This window comes from Pantoea rwandensis (genome assembly GCF_002095475.1).
Taxonomy (GTDB): domain Bacteria; phylum Pseudomonadota; class Gammaproteobacteria; order Enterobacterales; family Enterobacteriaceae; genus Pantoea; species Pantoea rwandensis.
This window is the reverse complement of the sequence record NZ_MLFR01000051.1, coordinates 1-19,169: the sequence shown is the minus strand read 5'-3', so window position 1 is coordinate 19,169 and position 19,169 is coordinate 1. Positions and strand designations below refer to the sequence as shown.

Sequence of the window (19,169 nt, the reverse complement as noted above, 5' to 3'; positions counted from 1 at the left end):
CCTCGCCATGGACGGCGAGGGCCGAGGCCCAGGGATGGTTTATGCCGTCTTTGCGATCTGCCCGGTGGTCATGACCGACCGCACAGAAGTTTAGTGCTTCAATCCTGCTTCCAGCGGGGCAGCCTTAAGGTCAGCTCTAAACCACCCTCAGGGCGATTCACTGCCTGAACTTCGCCGTGGTGCGCCAGAATCACCTTACGCACGATGGAGAGCCCCAAGCCGTAGCCTTTGCCCATCATTGGAGAGTTCACGCGGACAAAAGGATCGAAGATGCTGGACAGCTTCTCTTCATCAACGCCGGGCCCTTGATCGCGTACGCGAATCGCTAACCACTGATTTTCCGCCTGCAAGCGCACGCTAATATGCTGCCCTTGATGCGAGAAGCGCAGCGCATTACGTAAAACGTTTTCCACACCGCGACGAATCAGCTCGGCATTACCGTGCACGGTGTAATCCGCGTTCTCATCCACCTGGAAATCGACTTTCACGCCAGGAATTTGCGCTTCATAGCGCACATCCGTCACCACCGCATGTAACAAACCGGTAAGATCAAAATACTGCTCACCCGGCATGCTCTCATGTTCAGCGCGCGACAACGTCAGCAGCTCACCGATCATCTTATCGAGGCGGCGGGCTTCTTCATCAATGCGATTCAGAGAGGATTCAACGGACTCCGGCGTTTGCCGCGCCAGTCCGGTCGCCAGCTGCAAACGGGCGAGTGGCGAGCGCAGTTCATGGGAGATATCGTGCAGCAGCTCCTCACGCGCCTTCACCAGCGTATCAAGACGCTCCACCATGGCATCAAAGTCCTGCGCCACAATGGAAAGCTCATCATGACGCTTGCGCATCACCGGATAGAGCCGCACTGAGAGATCGCCGCTGGAGACGCGTGCAAAGCCTTCACGCAGCTGGCGCATCGGTCGTGTCAGGTTCCAGGCCAGCAACAAACTGAACAGCAGACCCAGCGCGCCGGCAAAGGTAAACATCGGCTCGGGAATATTCAGGATGCGGCGCGGCCCACCGCCGCCCATTGAGCTGTCTTCACGCAGACCTTTAACGTCGTAACGTAGCTCGTACTCTTTGCCATCCTGCCCTTTCACCCAACGCACAATAATATTGGGGAACGGACCGTGGAAGGGTTCATTGAAGGTCTCGGGGGGCGCATTGCTTGGCGTAGCTGCGGGTTTATCATGCTGAATCACCGAGAAGAACTGGCGGTCGTTGGGTTCCCAATCGGCCATCATGTCATCCAGTGAACTCGGTCCGCCGCGCTCAAGCACCGAGACGGCCGAGGCCATTTGTAGATTCACAATACGGCGGATAGCCACAATCTCTGGTGGCTCATGACGATTACCGGAAAGGGTAAAACCAAGCCACAGCAGCTGACTGATGATGACAAAAACAATCCAGAAGCCCAGCAGGATCTTCCAAAACATGCGGCCGCGGTAGCTGTGTTTCATCGAATGCGATAACCAATACTGCGTACAGTTTCAATGTTGACGCTATCAGCGGTGAGTGCCGCTAACTTCTGACGAATGTTGCTGATGTGCACATCCACGCTGCGGTCATAAGCCTCACGCGGACGACCCAGCCCTTTCTCAGACAGCTCATCCTTAGACACAACACGATCCGGTGCGCGTAACAGCAGATCCAGCAGATTGAATTCGGATGCCGTCAGGTCGAAAGCTTTGCCCTGCCATTCAGTAATACGGGTGGCAGGATTGAGGCAGAGCTCACCCCAGCGCAGTACTTCTTTCTTGTCTGGCACCGGCGCTTGGTCTTCAAAGCGACGCAGCACGGCACGCAAACGCGCCACCAGCTCACGTGGATAGCAAGGTTTCGGCACATAATCATCTGCGCCCATTTCCAGACCGATCACGCGATCGATGTTGTCGCCTTTCGCCGTCAGCATGATAACAGGCAAGCGGCTGTTCTGGCGCACCTGACGCAGCACATCAATACCGCTCATATCGGGCAGCATAATGTCGAGAATCATCGCGGTATAATTACCCGATAACGCGCCTTCAATGCCGGCGGTTCCGGTTAAAACCAATTGCGTTTCAAAGCCTTCCGCAATCAGGTACTGGCTCAGCATGGTGCCAAGTTCTACATCGTCATCAACAAGCAGAATTTTCATCTTTTTCTCTCGTACAAAATTGCCGCTATTTTGGCCTGAGTTGGCAGCGAGCGCAGCCGATTTTACTCGATCCTTACAGAGCCAACACCAGAGGATAATTAGGGAGACTATAGACAAAAATGGCCCGGTCGCACCACAACGGTACGCTCAGGCCAGATAAAATGCGGTAAGCGAGGAGATCAGTGGAACACGCCAGTGGAGAGATAACGATCACCGCGATCGCACACGATAGCGACGATCACACTGCCTGGTTGCGCCGCCGCCACCTGCAGTGCACCCGCGACAGCACCGCCTGAACTAACACCGCAGAAAATACCTTCCCGCTGCGCCAAGGCGCGCATCGTCTCTTCAGCTTCCTGCTGCGCCATATCGATCACCTCATCCACCAGGTCCGGACGGAAAATACCGGGGAGATAAGCCTCCGGCCAGCGGCGGATACCAGGGATACTGCTGCCTTCCTGCGGCTGTAAGCCGATTACTTTCACCGCCGGTGCAAACTCTTTTAAGTAACGCCCTACGCCGGTAATCGTACCGGTGGTGCCCATGCTGGAGACAAAATGCGTCATGCGGCCCTGCGTCTGCTGCCAAATCTCGGGCCCAGTAGTCAGATAGTGGCCCAGTGGGTTGTCGGGATTGTTGAACTGATCCAACACCCTGCCCTCACCATCATCGGCCATCTGCTGCGCTAAATCGCGTGCGCCTTCCATACCCTGCTCGCGCGTCACCAGTATCAACTCAGCACCATAAGCACGCATGGCGTCCTGACGCTCCTGGCTCATATTATCTGGCATCAGCAAACGCAGTTTGTACCCTTTCATCGCGGCAATCATCGCCAGCGCAATACCGGTGTTGCCACTGGTGGCCTCAATCAGCGTGTCGCCGGGTTTGATGTCACCGCGTAGCTCCGCCTGATGGATCATCGACCAGGCTGCGCGATCTTTTACCGAACCGGCCGGATTGTTGCCTTCCAGCTTTAACCAGATTTCACTGCCGTTATCGGGCGTCAGGCGCTGCAACCTGATCAACGGCGTATTGCCGATAGTATTTTCCAGTGTGGTCACGGTTTGATTCCAGACAGAAGAGAGGCAAAGAAATCGGGCGGGAAAGTCCCGCCCGAAGGAGTGTCAAAAATATCAGGCGCTTTCGGCAAAGGCAACCGGGCGCAGCGGTGTCGTGCCCTGATAGAGCCGAGCCTGTTGCAGGCCAACAAACAACCGTTCGCCGCGAATCGGTGCCGTATGATCGCCGTCATACACCACGGAGAACACCTCACCCTGCCAGCCGCTGGGTTGGACCACCAGCTGCCAGAAGTGGCCACGCGGGCTGATCTCCAGCACTTGCACCGGCAGCGGGGTTTCCAGGCTGCTTTGACGTGACACATCCACTTCCCACGGACGCAGAAACAGTTCGACATCACCCTGATGCGCTGGGGTATAACCCAATGGCCAGCGATGTGCACCCACATGGAATTGCGAACCGTGCACTTCACCGTCAAAGCGATTCACTTCACCGAGGAACTCCAGCACAAAGCGGGTGGCCGGTTCCTGCCAGACTTCGTCAGGCGTACCAACTTGTTCGATATTCCCCTGGCTCATCACCACCACGCTGTCAGCGACTTCCATCGCCTCTTCCTGATCGTGGGTGACAAACACGCTGGTGAATTTCAGTTCTTCATGCAACTGACGCAACCAGCGACGCAGCTCTTTACGCACCTGTGCATCCAGTGCGCCGAAAGGTTCATCCAGCAGCAAGATCTGCGGTTCCACTGCCAGCGCACGCGCCAATGCCACGCGCTGCTTCTGGCCGCCGGAAAGCTGTGCCGGGAAACGGTTGGCGAGATGCGCAAGCTGCACCATCTCCAGCAGGCGCGTCACGCGCTGTTTGATTTCAGCAGCCGAAGGACGTTCACGACGCGGCAGCACGCTCAAACCGAATGCGATGTTGTCGAACACCGTCATGTGGCGGAACAGCGCATAGTGCTGGAACACAAATCCGACCTGACGATCGCGCGCATGAATGCGGCTAACATCTTTGCCGTGGAAATGGATTTGCCCGCTGTTCTGATGCTCCAAGCCAGCGATAATGCGCAGCAACGTGGTTTTACCCGAACCGGAAGGCCCCAGCAGCGCCACCATTTTGCCGGTAGGAATATCCAGAGAGATATCGTTGAGCACCGGGGTGCGGCCAAACGATTTGTTAATTTGTTTAATCTCAATGCTCATGATTTTCCTCCTGTAGGCGCTTACGCTGATGCTCTAATCGCCACTGCACCACGCTTTTCAGAAACAGCGTCACAATTGCCATCAGGGTCAGCAGCGCGGCGGCGGTAAAGGCGCCAACGGTGTTGTAATCCTGATGCAGTAATTCAACCTGAAGCGGCAAGGTATAGGTTTCGCCGCGAATCGATCCCGAGACCACCGAGACCGCACCAAATTCACCAATCGCACGGGCGTTGGTCAGCACCACGCCATAGAGTAGTGCCCAACGAATGTTCGGCAATGTCACACGGCGGAACATCTGCCAGCCGGAAGCGCCTAACAGCACCGCGGCTTCATCTTCATTGCTGCCCTGGCTCAGCATCACGGGTACCAGTTCGCGAACCACAAACGGACAGGTGACAAAAATGGTTGCGAGTACCATGCCCGGCCAGGCAAACATAATCTGGATGTTGTGCGCATCCAGCCAACCGCCTGCCGGACCGTTAATGCCCCAGAACAGCAGATACATTAAACCCGCCACCACAGGCGACACGGCGAAGGGAATATCGAAAAGCGTCAACAGCAGTTGGCGACCTGGGAAAGTGAAACGCGTCACCAACCATGCCAGCAAGGTGCCAAACACCAGGTTAACCGGCACAGTAATCAACGCGACCAGGATGGTCAGCCAAATGGCATGCAGCATGTCGCCATCTTTCAAATTTGAGAGCGAGGCGATTATCCCCTGACTCAGCGCTTCCCAGAAGATGCTGATCATCGGGACCACTAGCAACAGGAAGGAGATCAGCGCGCCCACGCCAATCAACACCCATTTCCCCCAGTTCACCGGCTGACGCTCCGCGTGATTAATCTGTGAAATCTCCGCCATTAGTGGCCTCCTAAGCGGCGGCCAAAGCGGCTCTGCAGCGTGTTAATCGCGAACAGCAACAGCAGAGATGCAGCCATAATCACTGAAGCAATGGCACTCGCGGCGGGATAATCAAACTCTTGCAGGCGGACAAAAATCATCAGCGAAGTCACTTCGGTTTTCCACGCGATGTTACCGGCAATGAAGATCACTGCACCAAACTCACCGAGGCTGCGGGTAAAAGATAACGCCGTACCGGCCAACAGGGCAGGCGCCACTTCTGGCAGCACCACGCGACGGAAACTCTGCCATGGCGTCGCACCCAGCGTCTCTGCCGCTTCTTCATATTCTGGGCCTAACTCTTCCAACACCGGCTGCACGGTACGCACCACAAACGGGATGCTGGTGAAGGCCATCGCCACTGCAATGCCTAACCAGGTGTAAGAGACTTTAATATCGAAATGCGCCAGCCATTGACCATACCAACCGTTCACCGAGAACAAGCCTGCCAAGGTCAGACCTGCCACCGCAGTCGGTAAGGCGAAGGGCAAATCCATCAGGCCATCCAAGAGTGCACGGCCTGGGAAGCGATAACGGGTCAGAATCCAAGCCATCAACATGCCAAACAGTGCATTGAAGATCGACGCAACGCCGGCTGAAATCAGCGTCACTTTATAGGCAGCAATCAGCTGCGGATTGGTCACCACATCCCAGTATTGCGCCAGCGTCATATTGGAGAGCTGCATCAACAGCGCGCTGATCGGCAGCAATAGGATTAGGCAGGTAAACAGCAGGCTGGTGCCGAGGCTGAGGCCGAATCCGGGTAAAACGCGCTTTTGAGCTAAGGCAAACATCAACCGCGCCCCGCTGCCAGTAATTTATCCAGCTCAGCGCCGCTGGCAAAATGGGTTTTCATTACGTTATCCCAGCCGCCAAAGGCATCCTGCACATTGAACAGCGCGGTATGCGGGAAGCGATCTTTCTGTTCCGCCATCAGCTGCGGATTGTTCACGCGATAGTAGTAGCCGGTAATAATTTTCTGCGCCTCAGGAGAGTAAAGGAAGTTCAGATAGGCTTTGGCAGCGTCTGCGGTTCCGTTGTGCTCGACGTTTTTTGTCGACCCACGCCACCGGAAACTCCGCCAGAATATTGGTCTTCGGCACAATCACTTCGTACTCATCTTTGCCGTACTGATTGCGAATATTATTCACTTCCGATTCAAAGCTGATCAGCACATCACCCAAGCCTCGCTCGGCAAAGGTCGTGGTCGCCCCGCGTCCGCCGGTATCAAACACTTCAACGTTCTTGAGGAATTTGGCCATATAGGCTTCGGTTTTGGCTTTATCTTTGCCATCCGCTTGGTCAGCAGCGCCCCACGCAGCAAGATAGGTGTAACGACCATTGCCGGAGGTTTTGGGGTTCGGGAACACCAGTTTCACGTTATCCCGCGCCAAATCGGCCCAATCGTGAATCTGCTTGGGATTACCTTTGCGCACCAGGAACGCCATGGTGGAGTAAAACGGAGAGCTGTTGTTCGGCAAACGGGTTTGCCAGTCCGCCGGGATCAAGTTTCCTTTGTCATGCAGCACCTGCACGTCAGTGACCTGATTGTAGGTCACCACATCCGCGCGTAAGCCCTGCAAAATCGCTAGCGCCTGTTTTGATGACCCAGCATGCGATTGTTTAATCGTCAGCTTGTCATTCGGGTGCGCGGCATCCCACTGTTTTTCAAAAGGTGCATTCAGGGCGACAAACAGCTCGCGTGAGACATCGTACGAGCTGTTTAGCAGCTCTGTTGCCTGCGCCGCACCGGCTAGCGCCAGTGACAATGCGATTCCGCTCATCCATTTTTTCGCAATCGGAGATGTCATGCTGCACCCTGAATTTCGGCGATGACGCCAATGCCATTAGATGCTGTCAGTGTATTTATAACTCAGGGCAAAGCTGTAACGGTTTTATATATCGTTTAGGGATTTCAAAGTCTAAAAAGGCATAAGACGGCGGGAGAGTTAATGCTGGATATGGGAAAAAAAGGACGGCGCGAGAGGCCGTCCATCAGCGGATTACAGCGCCTGCAACGCGGTCAGTGACGGGGCAAAAAAGTAGCTACCGGTGACCGGTTTGGTGAAGCGCAGCATCGCGTCCATCTTTCCATCGCGCTCACCGAACATGCTCAGCAACTGCTGCTCAATGTTATAAAGGCGGTTGCAATAGGAGATGAAGTACAACCCGTGCGTGCCACTGGCGGTGCCGTACGGCAAACTCTGGCGCAGGATCTTCAGGCCTTTGCCCTCTTCTTTCAGATCAACGCGGCTCAGATGCGAGGTCGCGGGGCGTTGGTCGGCTGGCAACTCTTCGTTATCCACTTTGGTGCGACCTATAATCGCTTCCTGCTTCTCTACCGCCATGCGGTTCCACAGTTTGAGATTGTGTTCCCAGCGTTGCGTGAACACGTAACTACCGCCCGCATCTGGCCCCTCAGCGATAATCGCCACCTGCTGACGTGCATCACCCTGCGGGTTTTCGGTGCCATCAACAAAGCCCGACAGATCGCGCTCCTCAACCCAACGGAAGCCGTGCGTCTCTTCTTCAATCACGACCGCATCGGCAAAGGCGGTGAGTGCGGCCTGCGCCAGCGAGAAGTTCACGTCATGACGTAACGATTGGATATGGATCAGCAAATCACGCTGGGTCGCAGGCGCAATGCTTTTCCCCAGTGGCGCGAAAGCTTTCAATTCCGGCGCGGAAGAAGCACCTTGTAGGTCGCGCCACAACGTATCACCAAAGGCGATCACCGCGCCCAATCCGGCATCGGCGAATTTCTGTTGTAGCGCATCAAGTTGCTGCAGAAAAGTTTTGCTGCCCTGACGCAGCGCATTGAGGTCACCCGTGACGCGGGCTTCAAGCCAAATGGCGAAACGGCGGTGTTCCAGTAGGATCCCGCTCTGAAATTGAGACATTGCACTGCTCTCCGGCATGATAAGTTAAGACGTTTTTTTTTCGCCCGTATCATACCGGAAAGCCACACTGAGGTTGTGCGTTAACGCAACTTTTTTTCGCTTAGCGCTGCCAAACGATCTTGCTGATTTTCCAGCTTTTTAAGGTATCGTCAGCCGGCATCAAACCTTCGGGCCCGTGCCCTTCTCCGCTGTAGATATAGGATATATGCTGACTACCCGGCGCACGGCATTCCACATCGCGCGCATCTAAGCCGGTAACCAGTTTGCAGTTATCGAAGGCTTTACTGAATTTGTCGCTAAACAGATCGCCGATTTTGCTGCCATCGGCGCTTTTGGCTGCCGTGTCTAATACCTCGATGCGCTCTACGCTGCTCTGACCATTAATCACCAGCTTCACTTTGCCGTCATCCAATGCCTGCCAGAAATCCACCACCTGACCATTTTGCGTGCGCATCCCCTGACGCAGTGAGTAATCGCTGTTCAGCGCTTTACCAATCGCCGCTTCCGACATCGCCGTGGTGCTGCTGAGTCCAGCCACACCCTGCTCGGTCACGGTTAACGAACCGCCAAACCAGTTCATTGGATTCAGTGCCGACCAGTGATAGCTCAGCGGATTATACCAATGGCTTTCGCTCGCGCTGGAGGGGGAAGAGGAACCAGAACTGGCGCAACCCGCCAGAATCATGGCACTAACCAGCAGTGCGGGACGAACAACTTTCATGAATACTCCTTGATCTTCTATGCCGATTGGCGTGCCTGTTGGAGTCGTAAACCGGCAAAAAGTTTATTCGATATGTTGATGTTCCGGCAGAAAACAGTCGCGCAGCCGATGATGGGTTTGCAGCCAGACCAGCGCCAGCAGGTCAAACAGCGTCAATAGTAGGGGCAGCGGGGAATCAGGGAATGCTCCCTGTAACAGGCCATAGCCTTGCCACAGCAGGTTGATCAGCAGCGATGCACTCAACACATGGCGCCAACTCTGCCACACGCGCGGCCAACGCTGACGATAACCGGTGAGCAGCAAGCCCAATGCGGCAGGAATCCCCAGAGCCAAGCCGAGCCAGAAACTTTGTCGATCGGGATAGAACAGCGCCAGCAAATCGTTGCCCTGTTGACGTGAAGCACCGGCCATCACCAGCAACAGCCAGGTGCGCGCCTGCAACAACAGGATCAGCCAGAAAAGAAACGGCAGCCGCAGCTGCCCTTTTGCATCGTACTCTTCTGGCAAGTATTTCAAGCCCATCATCGACGGCTTAATACTCGCGGTCTTCGATCAGACGCTTGCCCAGCAGCACCGAATCCACTGGCTCGTACTCGAGTTTTTCGTAGAAGGCGAGTACCTGATCGTTTTCTTCGCGCACCATCAGATGGATTTTTGGGCAGCCACGCGCAATGAGTTTTTTCTCGAGGCGATTCATCAATGCGTTAGCAAAGCCACGGCCCTGATAATCGGGATGTACCGCCAGATAGTAGGCCGCCCCGCGATGGCCATCGTAGCCGCCCATCAATGAGCCAACTACTTCGCCACCCACTTCCGCCACCAAAAACAGTTCCGGATCGTGGTTCATTTTGCGTTCGATATCCAGTTCCGGATCGTTCCACGGGCGTAGCAGATCGCAACGCTCCCAGAGCGTGATCACTTCTTCAAAATCTTCCTGGCGGAATGGGCGGATTTCCATCGACGTTACCTTGCAGTTAGGCACAATTCGCTGATTATCACGCATTATTTGTCTCGCGCAACCCTCACACCGCGCAACGGCGGAAAAAAGCGGCTAAATTGCTGTTAGTACGGTGTAATACAAAGTAATGCGCTGAAATGGTTGTGAGGTCGCCGCGAGGCAATTGTTACGATATAACACTGGGCAGGAATTTCTGTCAGGGACACTATTATGAGTAAGATTTCACTGCTAAAACGCCTGACCAATCGCCGCCAATTGCTTCTTTCTGGTCTGGCGCTGGCGGTTCTGTCACCCCGCGCGGTGATGGCAAAGGAAGAGAGTGCCGATTTACGGGTCAGCAAAGGCCACACACCACCAAAACCGGCCACCAGTGGCAAACGTATTGTCATGATTGACCCCGGCCACGGCGGTATCGATTCTGGCGCAGTGGGCGAAGAGGGTTCAGAAGAGAAACATATCGTGTTAGCCATCGCTAACACGGTGCGTTCGCTATTGCAAAATCACCCTAAAGTTGAAGTGCGATTGACGCGTGAAAGCGATCATTTTATTCCGCTGTATCAACGCGTTGAGATTGCTCACCAGCACGGCGCCAACTTATTCATGTCCATCCACGCCGATGGCTACACCAGCCCAGATGCCAATGGCGCTTCGGTGTTTGCGCTCTCCAATCGTGGAGCCAGCAGTGCCATGGCGCGTTATATGTCGCAGCGTGAGAACGATGCCGATAAAGTGGGCGGCGCAGAAGTGCAGGAAAAGGATAACTATCTCAACCAAATTCTGTTCGATCTGGTGCAAACCGACACCATCCGCAACAGCCTGACACTGGGTAAACACGTGTTGGATCAGATTCGCCCGGTGCACCATCTGCACAGTCAGCATACCGAGCAGGCGGCGTTTGCCGTGCTGAAGTCGCCATCCATTCCCTCTGTGTTGGTGGAAACTTCCTTTATTACCAACCCGCGTGAAGAACAGTTATTGGGTACCACCGCTTTCCGTCAGAAAATCGCCAGTGCGATTGCCGATGGCATCGTCAATTACTTTAACGAGTACGATCGTCGCCAGGCGTAGCTTTTTCCTGTGATAGAATCGCGGCAAATTTCCGGACCGAGTGACCCATGAGCAATCCCGATATTTCCCGCGTCAAAGCGTTTTTATTGACGCTGCAGGATGACATTTGCGCCCAACTGGCAGCAGCCGATGGCCAGGCTTCCTTTGCCGAAGATGACTGGCAGCGCCCTGGCGGCGGCGGTGGACGCAGTCGCGTATTGCGAAATGGCGCGGTATTTGAGCAGGCCGGTGTGAACTTCTCGCACGTACACGGCGATCAGATGCCCGCTTCCGCCACCGCACATCGTCCAGAATTGGCGGGCCGCAGTTTTGAAGCCATGGGTGTATCGCTGGTCGTGCACCCGGAAAACCCCTATATCCCCACCAGCCACGCCAACGTGCGCTTCTTCATCGCCGAAAAACCCGGTGCCGATCCGGTGTGGTGGTTCGGTGGCGGTTTCGATCTGACGCCTTATTACGGTTTCGAAGAAGATGCGCTGCACTGGCATCAAACTGCGTTTGACCTGTGCCAGCCGTTTGGCGAGGACGTCTACGCCCGTTACAAAAAATGGTGTGATGATTACTTCCACCTTAAGCACCGCAATGAGCAACGTGGGATTGGCGGGCTGTTTTATGACGACCTGAATACACCCGATTTTGATCACTGCTTTGATTTTATGCAGGCGGTCGGCAAAGGCTATCAGGATGCGTATCTGCCCATCGTGGCGAAACGCAAAGCGCTGCCATGGGGCGAGCGCGAGCGGCAGTTCCAACTCTATCGCCGTGGCCGTTATGTCGAGTTTAATCTGGTGTGGGATCGCGGCACGCTGTTTGGCCTGCAAACCGGCGGTCGCACTGAATCGATCCTGATGTCGATGCCGCCGTTGGTGCGCTGGGAATATGATTATCAGCCCGAAGCGGGCTCGCCAGAAGCCGCGCTGTATAGCGATTTCCTGCCGGTGAAGGATTGGTTAGGTTTGGGTGAATAAACCGGTACGCATAAATGCGCACCCTACGAATTTGTAGGGTCGCCATCCATAAATGCGCACCCTACTCGGCTGTAGGGACGCCATTCATAAATGCGCACCCTACTCGGTTGTAGGGGCGCCATTTATGGCGACCGGGTCATCACAATGGCTCGGTCTGCGCCTCTACCACCGCTAACGCCACCATATTCACAATCCGCCTGACCGATGCGATGCGCGTCAACACATGCACCGGTTTGCTGATGCCCATCAATACCGGCCCCACGGTCACCCCTTCCGAGCACGAAACCCGCAGCAGGTTATAGCTGATACGCGCCGCCTCAACGTTCGGCATGATCAGCAGATTGGCGGTGCCTTTCAACGGACTATCTGGCATAAGCTCACGACGGATACTCTCCACTAGCGCGGCGTCGCCGTGCATCTCACCGTCAATCTCCAACTCCGGCGCACGGCTTTGAATCAGAGCCAACGCCTCGCGCATCTTGCGTGCCCCCGGTGCGTTCGAAGTGCCAAAACTGGAGTGCGACAGCAACGCCACACGTGGCTCAATACCAAAACGGCGCACCGTTTCGGCCGCCAGCAAGGTGATATCGGCTAACTGCTCTGCGCTGGGGTCTTCATTGACATAGGTATCGGCGATAAAAGTATTCCCACTCGGAAGCAACAGTGCGTTCATCGCCCCAGCCACTTTCACGTCGTCACGGAAGCCAAACACCTTCTCCACTACATCATAATGTTCACGGTAATCACCAATGGTGCCGCAAATCAGCGCGTCCGCTTCGCCTCGATGTACCATGATCGCGCCAATCAACGTGGGATTACCGATCACTGCCCGCTGAGCCGTTTCCGGGGTGACCCCGCGCCGTTTCATGATCTGGTAATACTCGTTCCAGTACTCTTTGAAGCGCGGATCGGACTCGTTATTGACGATCTCAAAATCCTTACCCGCTTCGATTTTCAATCCTTGCTTCTGGATGCGCATCGCGATCACGTTCGGACGACCAATCAGAATCGGCTTGGCGAGTCCCAGCGACACCAACTCCTGGGTCGCGTGCAGCACCCGCACCTCCTCCCCTTCCGCCATCACCACGCGCTTGGGATCTTTGCGCGCCTGCGAAAAGATTGGCTTCATAAACAGATTGGTTTTATACACAAACTCGGTGAGCTGTTCGCGGTAGGCATCAAAGTCGGCAATCGGCCGGGTGGCTACGCCCGATTCCATTGCCGCTTTCGCCACCGCTGGGGCGATCTCCACAATCAGACGTGGATCAAACGGTTTGGGGATCAAGTATTCAGCGCCGAAGCTGAGATCCTGATCGTCATACGCCGATGCCACCACATCACTCTGCTCGGCCTGTGCTAGCGCGGCAATGGCGTGCACCGCCGCCAGCTTCATCTCCTCGTTGATTGCCGTGGCACCCACGTCTAACGCTCCGCGAAAGATGAACGGAAAACAGAGCACATTGTTGACCTGGTTGGGGAAATCCGAACGCCCGGTGCAGATAATGGCATCCGGCCGCACCTCCTTCGCCAGCGGCGGCATAATCTCCGGTTCAGGGTTGGCAAGTGCCAGAATCAGCGGGTCCTGCGCCATTTTCTTCACCATCTCCGGCGTCATGGCTTTCGGGCCGGAGCAGCCAAGGAAGATATCCGCACCCGCAATCACCTCATCCAGCGTGCGCGCGCCTTTATCCTCAATGGCGTATTCGGCTTTGGTTGGCGTCATGTTCGGTTCACGGTCGCGATAGATCACGCCTTTAGAGTCACACACCACGATGTTGTGCTTCTGCATGCCCAGCGCCACCAGCAGGTTGAGGCAAGCAATTGCCGATGCCCCCGCGCCGGACACCACCAGCCGCACATCTGAGATAGCCTTTTTGACGATGGTTAAGCCATTAAGCACTGCCGCAGTACAGATGATCGCTGTGCCGTGCTGATCGTCGTGGAACACCGGGATCTTCATCCTTTCACGCAGCTTCTGCTCGATATAAAAGCACTCGGGCGCTTTAATATCTTCGAGGTTGATGCCACCAAACGTAGGCTCCAGTGCGGCGATCACCTCAATCAGCTTATCCGGATCCAGCTCATCGATTTCGATATCAAAGACATCGATGCCCGCAAACTTCTTAAACAACACCCCCTTACCTTCCATCACCGGTTTACCGGCCAGTGCGCCAATGTTGCCAAGGCCCAACACTGCCGTACCGTTGGAAATCACCGCCACCAAATTGCCGCGTGCGGTGTATTTGTATGCCGCCAACGGATCAGCAGCAATTTCAAGACAAGGTGCCGCCACGCCGGGCGAGTAGGCCAATGCCAGGTCGCGTTGCGTCGCCAGCGGTTTGGTCGGGGAAACCTGAATTTTACCGGGAATGGGATATTGGTGAAAATCGAGAGCGCTTTGCTTGAGTTGATCGTCCATTAGACATCCTTTGGCGCAGCTGGAAAGTCATCAGTATAGAAATCTGCGGCACAAAAGAGGGTGAAGGCGCTCAAAGAACACACAGACACAAGGGCACAGATTGCTACGGCTTCGCCTGCGGCTTTGACACAGCCTGCTATCCTTAAGGATGGCAAAACGCGTAGCTGAACCGATCAGGCACTCCCTTCTGTCACAGATGTCCTTCGGCGCCACAATCAGAGAAAACGCATTTTCTTCGTGCAACGTCTGTAGCACTGTGTTGGGCCATGACTCAACAGGAAAGGGCACGACTTATTTGCCCACATTATTGCTCATCAAGGAGTTAAGCGATGAACCAGCTAGATGCATTGAAACAGTTCACCACCGTGGTGGCGGACAGCGGCGACATCGAATCCATTCGCCATTACCACCCGGAAGACGCAACCACCAACCCTTCATTGATCCTGAAAGCTGCCGGCCTCGACGCTTACAAACACCTGATTGATGACGCCATCGACTATGCGAAAAAACAGGGCGGCAGCAAAGAAACGCAAATCATCAACGCCAGCGATAAAGTGGCGATTAATCTCGGTATGGAAATTCTGAAAAGCGTACCGGGCCGTGTTTCGACCGAAGTGGATGCGCGCCTCTCCTTCGATCGTGGCATGTGTGTGACCAAAGCAGAAAAACTGGTACGGATGTATGAAGAGAACGGCATTGACCGCTCCCGTATCCTGATCAAGCTGGCATCCACTTGGGAAGGCATCAAAGCCGCCGAGGAGCTGGAGAAAAATGGCATTCAGTGCAACCTGACGCTGCTGTTCTCCTTTGCCCAAGCGCGTGCCTGTGCCGAAGCGGGCGTGTTCCTGATTTCACCGTTTGTCGGCCGTATCTACGACTGGTACAACACCCGCAAACCGCTCGACCCTTATGTGGTTGATGAAGATCCCGGCGTGAAATCCGTGCGTCGTATCTACGATTACTACAAAAAGCATCGTTACAGCACCGTGATCATGGGTGCCAGCTTCCGCAAAGTGGAGCAGATTCAGGCCTTGGCAGGCTGCGACCGTTTGACTATCTCTCCCAACCTGCTGGAAGAGTTGGCCAACAGTGATGCGCCTCTGGAGCGCAAACTGGAGCCGTCTACCGAAGGCTTCCATCAACCGGCTTCGCTCTCTGAAGCGGAATTCCGCTGGGAACATAATCAGGATCCTATGGCAGTAGAAAAACTGTCTGACGGCATCCGCCAGTTCGCCATTGACCAGCAGAAACTGGAAGATGTGCTGGCTTCCCGCCTGTAAAAACCAAAATTTTCATGCCGGACGGGTGTCTGCCCGTCCTCAATTGCCCAATCACAAGGGAGTACCCTATGTCTTCACGCAGAGAGTTGGCTAACGCGATTCGTGCTTTGAGTATGGATGCGGTACAAAAAGCAAATTCTGGTCACCCAGGTATGCCGATGGGGATGGCGGACATCGCCGAAGTGCTGTGGCGCGATGTCCTCAAACATAACCCCAACAATCCGGCGTGGGCGGACCGCGACCGCTTTATCCTCTCCAACGGCCACGGTTCGATGCTGCAGTACAGCCTGCTGCACCTCACGGGCTACGATCTGCCGATGGAAGAACTGAAAAACTTCCGCCAGCTGCATTCAAAAACGCCGGGCCACCCAGAAGTCGGCTACACCCCAGGCGTTGAGACCACCACAGGCCCGCTAGGACAAGGGTTAGCCAATGCGGTGGGTATGGCGATTGCCGAACGCACGCTGGCCGCACAGTTTAACCGTCCGGGCCACGATATCGTCGATCACTACACCTATGTCTTTATGGGTGATGGCTGCCTGATGGAGGGCATCTCGCATGAAGTCAGCTCGTTGGCGGGCACCTTGGGCCTCGGCAAACTGATTGGGTTCTACGACCACAATGGCATCTCCATTGATGGTGAAACCGAAGGCTGGTTCACCGACGACACCCACAAACGCTTCGAAGCCTACAACTGGCACGTGGTCGGCAGTGCAGAAGGCATTGACGGTCACGATCCGGAGGCTATCGCTGCTGCAATTAAAGAAGCGCAGAGCGTCACGGACAAACCCTCATTGATTATCTGTCGCACCGTGATCGGTTTTGGCTCGCCTAACAAAGCCGGTAAAGAAGAGTCGCACGGCTCGGCGTTGGGCGAGCAGGAAGTAGCATTGACCCGTCAAAAACTGGGCTGGCACCACCCACCGTTTGAAATCCCGAAAGAAATTTACCAGCAGTGGGATGCGAAAGAAGCCGGTAGCCAGCGTGAAAAAGCCTGGGATGACAAATTTGCCGCCTATAAAGCTGCGAATCCCGATCTCGCTAAAGAGTTCAGCCGTCGCTTAGAGGGCGGAATGCCCTCAAAATGGGCGGATGAAACGCAGACCTTTATTGATCAGTTGCAGGCTAATCCGCAAAAAATTGCCAGCCGTAAAGCCTCGCAAAATACCCTGGAAGTGTACGGCAAACTGCTGCCAGAACTGCTGGGCGGCTCCGCTGACCTCGCGCCAAGTAACCTCACCATCTGGTCAGGTTCGAAATCGATCAAAGACGATATCGCGGGCAATTACATCCACTACGGCGTGCGCGAATTTGGTATGACGGCGATCGGCAATGGCTTGGCCCAGCACGGTGGCTTTATCCCCTACACCGCCACCTTCCTGATGTTTGTCGAATACGCGCGCAATGCGGTACGCATGGCGGCATTGATGAAGGCACGTCAGGTACTGGTCTACACCCATGACTCCATCGGACTGGGTGAAGATGGCCCAACGCACCAGCCGGTGGAGCAGTTGGCCAGTTTGCGCGTCACGCCCAACATGAGCGTGTGGCGTCCTTGCGATCAGGTGGAAACCGCCGTGGCATGGAAGGCGGCGGTTGAACGCCATCATGGCCCTACGGCACTGATTCTTTCACGTCAAAACCTGCTGCAACCCGAGCGTAGCAAGGCGCAGGTGGCCGATATTTCGCGCGGTGGCTATGTGTTGCAGGATTGCGACGGTACGCCAGAAGCCATCATCATCGCTACCGGTTCAGAGATTGAAATTGCGTTGGGTGCGGCAGATAAACTCGGGGCCAGCGGTCACAAAGTCCGTGTGGTATCGCTGCCAAGCACTGACGTGTTTGATAAGCAGGATGCGGCGTATCGCGAATCCGTGTTGCCATCCAGCGTGAAAGCGCGTGTGGCTGTAGAAGCCGGAATTGCTGATTACTGGTTCAAGTATGTTGGTCTGGACGGTGCCATTGTCGGCATGACGACCTTTGGTGAGTCTGCACCAGCGGGCAAGCTGTTCCCGGAATTTGGTTTTACCGTGGAAAACATCGTCAGCCACACCGAAGCCTTACTCAAGCCTCACTAATCGATCCGGCCCTGCGTCATTTGGCGTAAGGGCCGTTTTTTGATCACAGCCTGATACAGAAAAAAATCCCGTATTCCCCCTTCACGCCCCGCGCAAACTGATTACTATAGGCTTTCCTCCGAATCCTGTTGCGGACGCTTTCCTGTTGAAAAAACGTACTCCCTTTTTACTGGCCTTAATGGTCTCCGTGCTTCCATTAAAAAGCATGGCGCAGACGGTGGCCGATCCGCTGTTGGCTTCACAGATCGTTGATCGTTACGCTGAACATATCTTCTATGGCAGTGGTGCAACCGGCATGGCGCTGGTCGCAATTGATGGCAATCAGCGCGTATTCGCCAGCTTTGGTGATACCAGCCCCGGCAATAATGTGCGTCCCCAGCTCGATTCAGTGATCCGTATTGCTTCACTCAGCAAACTGATGACCAGCGAAGTGATGGTGAAAATGGCCGAGCGCGGGCAGATTCGTCTGGATGATCCCCTTAGCAAATATGCACCGCCGGGCGCGCGCGTCCCCAACTATAATGGCCAGCCGATTCGCCTGATCAACCTCGCTACGCACACCGGTAGCCTGCCGCGCGAACAGCCGGGCGGCAAACCGCATCGTCCGGTGTTTGTCTGGCCGACGAAAGCCGATCGCTGGCAGTGGTTACAGGGCGCACAGTTGAAGGCCACGCCAGGCTCGCAAGCGTCCTATTCCAACCTCGGTTTTGATCTGCTGGGTGATGCCTTATCCAAAGCGGGCGGAATGTCTTATCCCGCGCTGTTACAACAATTGGTAACGCGTCCACTGGGCATGAAAGACACCACCTTCACGCCGTCACCGGATCAGTGCCAGCGCCTGATGATCCCAGAAAAAGGCGCCAGCCCGTGCAATAACACCTTGGCCGCAGTGGGAAGCGGTGGCGTTTACTCCACGCCAGATGATATGGGCCGCTGGATGCAGCAGTTCCTGAACTCTGCGGTGAACCATCGCACGCCACAGATCGATCGCCTGCAGACGCTGATCTATCGCCGCGATCAGCTAACCAAAGTTGAAGGCATGGATGTACCAGGTCGCGCTGATGCGTTGGGCATGGGCTGGGTTTATATGGGACCGAAAGAGGGTCGTCCGGGGATCATCGAGAAAACGGGCGGCGGCGGCGGCTTCATTACCTATATGGCGATGGTGCCACAGCACAATGTTGGCGTGTTTGTGGTGGTCACTCGTTCACCGTTGTCGCGTTTCACACCGATGAGCGACGGCGTGAACAACTTGCTCACCGAACTGGTCGGCAATCAGAACGGCTCGCCGATGACGGTGCAAGCGATTCGTTAATTCGGTTGCGCGTCGCGGTCGCCATAAATGGCGCCCCTACATTGTAGGGTGCGCATTATGCGCACCAAATTGATCGGTAATCAGAATGACTCGCCGATGACGGTGCAGGCGATTCATTAATTCAGTTGCGCGTTGTGGTCGCCATAAATGGCGCCCCTACATTGTAGGGTGCGCATTATGCGCACCAAATTGATCGGTAATC

General features: G+C 55.3%; 16 protein-coding genes and 1 pseudogene. 5 read left to right on the top strand and 12 right to left on the bottom strand.

Annotated elements, in window-relative coordinates; all coding sequences use genetic code 11:
* Nucleotides 1-98: 98 nt before the first annotated feature.
* The 11 genes and pseudogenes from HA51_RS26285 to HA51_RS26235 all read right to left on the bottom strand — a co-directional run bounded on the left by HA51_RS26285 (nucleotide 99) and on the right by HA51_RS26235 (nucleotide 9,839).
* Nucleotides 99-1,460, bottom strand: a complete 1,362-nt coding sequence (locus tag HA51_RS26285) for an ATP-binding protein (RefSeq protein ID WP_084938365.1) — start codon at nucleotides 1,458-1,460, stop codon at nucleotides 99-101.
* Complete coding sequence (locus tag HA51_RS26280) at nucleotides 1,457-2,137, bottom strand: response regulator transcription factor (protein ID WP_084938364.1); 681 nt, start codon at nucleotides 2,135-2,137, stop codon at nucleotides 1,457-1,459. Before HA51_RS26280 ends, HA51_RS26285 begins: the two co-directional genes overlap by 4 nt.
* A 179-nt stretch (nucleotides 2,138-2,316) precedes the next feature.
* Nucleotides 2,317-3,198: a cysteine synthase CysM gene (gene cysM / locus HA51_RS26275; protein WP_084938363.1), complete on the bottom strand. Its 882-nt coding sequence runs from the start codon at nucleotides 3,196-3,198 to the stop codon at nucleotides 2,317-2,319.
* A gap of 72 nt (nucleotides 3,199-3,270) precedes the next feature.
* Nucleotides 3,271-4,359, bottom strand: coding sequence for a sulfate/thiosulfate ABC transporter ATP-binding protein CysA (gene cysA, locus HA51_RS26270; RefSeq protein ID WP_084938362.1), 1,089 nt, complete (start codon nucleotides 4,357-4,359; stop codon nucleotides 3,271-3,273).
* Nucleotides 4,349-5,221: a sulfate/thiosulfate ABC transporter permease CysW gene (gene cysW / locus HA51_RS26265; RefSeq protein ID WP_084938361.1), complete on the bottom strand. Its 873-nt coding sequence runs from the start codon at nucleotides 5,219-5,221 to the stop codon at nucleotides 4,349-4,351. The genes cysA and cysW overlap by 11 nt, the downstream gene beginning before the upstream one ends.
* Nucleotides 5,221-6,054: a sulfate/thiosulfate ABC transporter permease CysT gene (gene cysT / locus HA51_RS26260; protein WP_084938360.1), complete on the bottom strand. Its 834-nt coding sequence runs from the start codon at nucleotides 6,052-6,054 to the stop codon at nucleotides 5,221-5,223. The genes cysW and cysT overlap by 1 nt, the downstream gene beginning before the upstream one ends.
* Nucleotides 6,054-7,071 (bottom strand): annotated as a pseudogene (locus HA51_RS26255) (sulfate ABC transporter substrate-binding protein). The gene cysT and the pseudogene HA51_RS26255 overlap by 1 nt, the downstream one beginning before the upstream one ends.
* 192 nt (nucleotides 7,072-7,263) lie before the next feature.
* The gene (locus tag HA51_RS26250; protein WP_084938359.1) at nucleotides 7,264-8,160 is read right to left on the bottom strand and encodes a Dyp-type peroxidase; all 897 of its coding nucleotides are present in this window, start codon (nucleotides 8,158-8,160) and stop codon (nucleotides 7,264-7,266) included.
* Between the two features lie 100 nt (nucleotides 8,161-8,260).
* Nucleotides 8,261-8,881: an RpoE-regulated lipoprotein gene (locus tag HA51_RS26245; protein ID WP_084938358.1), complete on the bottom strand. Its 621-nt coding sequence runs from the start codon at nucleotides 8,879-8,881 to the stop codon at nucleotides 8,261-8,263.
* 63 nt (nucleotides 8,882-8,944) lie between these two features.
* The gene (locus HA51_RS26240; protein WP_139810744.1) at nucleotides 8,945-9,406 is read right to left on the bottom strand and encodes a DUF2919 domain-containing protein; all 462 of its coding nucleotides are present in this window, start codon (nucleotides 9,404-9,406) and stop codon (nucleotides 8,945-8,947) included.
* A gap of 7 nt (nucleotides 9,407-9,413) precedes the next feature.
* A complete protein-coding gene (locus HA51_RS26235) occupies nucleotides 9,414-9,839 on the bottom strand; it encodes a GNAT family acetyltransferase (RefSeq protein ID WP_084938356.1) in 426 nt (141 codons plus the stop codon).
* Nucleotides 9,840-10,049: 210 nt separating this feature from the next.
* Between HA51_RS26235 and amiA the strand changes: the two genes are divergently transcribed.
* Nucleotides 10,050-10,907 carry an N-acetylmuramoyl-L-alanine amidase AmiA gene (amiA, locus tag HA51_RS26230; RefSeq protein ID WP_084938355.1) on the top strand — a complete coding sequence of 286 codons (858 nt, stop codon included), beginning with the start codon at nucleotides 10,050-10,052 and terminating at the stop codon, nucleotides 10,905-10,907.
* 47 nt (nucleotides 10,908-10,954) lie between these two features.
* A complete protein-coding gene (hemF, locus tag HA51_RS26225) occupies nucleotides 10,955-11,875 on the top strand; it encodes an oxygen-dependent coproporphyrinogen oxidase (protein ID WP_084938354.1) in 921 nt (306 codons plus the stop codon).
* Nucleotides 11,876-12,014: 139 nt separating this feature from the next.
* Here the strand turns inward: hemF and maeB are convergent, their stop codons facing one another.
* Nucleotides 12,015-14,294 (bottom strand): NADP-dependent oxaloacetate-decarboxylating malate dehydrogenase, encoded by a 2,280-nt coding sequence (gene maeB, locus HA51_RS26220; RefSeq protein WP_084938353.1) that lies wholly within the window; start codon nucleotides 14,292-14,294, stop codon nucleotides 12,015-12,017.
* A gap of 329 nt (nucleotides 14,295-14,623) precedes the next feature.
* Here maeB and tal point away from each other — a divergent pair, with 329 nt between their 5' ends.
* From tal to ampH, 3 genes are all read left to right on the top strand, one after another.
* Complete coding sequence (gene tal, locus HA51_RS26215; RefSeq protein WP_084938352.1) at nucleotides 14,624-15,574, top strand: transaldolase; 951 nt, start codon at nucleotides 14,624-14,626, stop codon at nucleotides 15,572-15,574.
* Nucleotides 15,575-15,642: 68 nt separating this feature from the next.
* Entirely contained in the window at nucleotides 15,643-17,652 is a 2,010-nt protein-coding gene (gene tkt, locus HA51_RS26210) for a transketolase (RefSeq protein ID WP_084938351.1), read from the top strand.
* Between the two features lie 145 nt (nucleotides 17,653-17,797).
* On the top strand, nucleotides 17,798-18,967 hold the full coding sequence (gene ampH / locus HA51_RS26205) for a D-alanyl-D-alanine-carboxypeptidase/endopeptidase AmpH (protein WP_084938350.1): 1,170 nt from the start codon (nucleotides 17,798-17,800) through the stop codon (nucleotides 18,965-18,967).
* The last annotated feature ends 202 nt before the right edge of the window (nucleotides 18,968-19,169 follow it).

Coding starts and splice junctions, on each gene's coding strand:
- tkt (WP_084938351.1), top strand. CDS start 15,643: ATGTCTTCACGCAGAGAGTTGGCTAACGCGATTCGTGCTTTGAGTATG.
- amiA (WP_084938355.1), top strand. CDS start 10,050: ATGAGTAAGATTTCACTGCTAAAACGCCTGACCAATCGCCGCCAATTG.
- HA51_RS26285 (WP_084938365.1), bottom strand. CDS start 1,460: ATGAAACACAGCTACCGCGGCCGCATGTTTTGGAAGATCCTGCTGGGC.
- HA51_RS26240 (WP_139810744.1), bottom strand. CDS start 9,406: ATGATGGGCTTGAAATACTTGCCAGAAGAGTACGATGCAAAAGGGCAG.
- maeB (WP_084938353.1), bottom strand. CDS start 14,294: ATGGACGATCAACTCAAGCAAAGCGCTCTCGATTTTCACCAATATCCC.
- HA51_RS26245 (WP_084938358.1), bottom strand. CDS start 8,881: ATGAAAGTTGTTCGTCCCGCACTGCTGGTTAGTGCCATGATTCTGGCG.
- HA51_RS26280 (WP_084938364.1), bottom strand. CDS start 2,137: ATGAAAATTCTGCTTGTTGATGACGATGTAGAACTTGGCACCATGCTG.
- cysT (WP_084938360.1), bottom strand. CDS start 6,054: ATGTTTGCCTTAGCTCAAAAGCGCGTTTTACCCGGATTCGGCCTCAGC.
- tal (WP_084938352.1), top strand. CDS start 14,624: ATGAACCAGCTAGATGCATTGAAACAGTTCACCACCGTGGTGGCGGAC.
- hemF (WP_084938354.1), top strand. CDS start 10,955: ATGAGCAATCCCGATATTTCCCGCGTCAAAGCGTTTTTATTGACGCTG.
- HA51_RS26235 (WP_084938356.1), bottom strand. CDS start 9,839: ATGGAAATCCGCCCATTCCGCCAGGAAGATTTTGAAGAAGTGATCACG.
- HA51_RS26250 (WP_084938359.1), bottom strand. CDS start 8,160: ATGTCTCAATTTCAGAGCGGGATCCTACTGGAACACCGCCGTTTCGCC.
- cysW (WP_084938361.1), bottom strand. CDS start 5,221: ATGGCGGAGATTTCACAGATTAATCACGCGGAGCGTCAGCCGGTGAAC.
- cysA (WP_084938362.1), bottom strand. CDS start 4,359: ATGAGCATTGAGATTAAACAAATTAACAAATCGTTTGGCCGCACCCCG.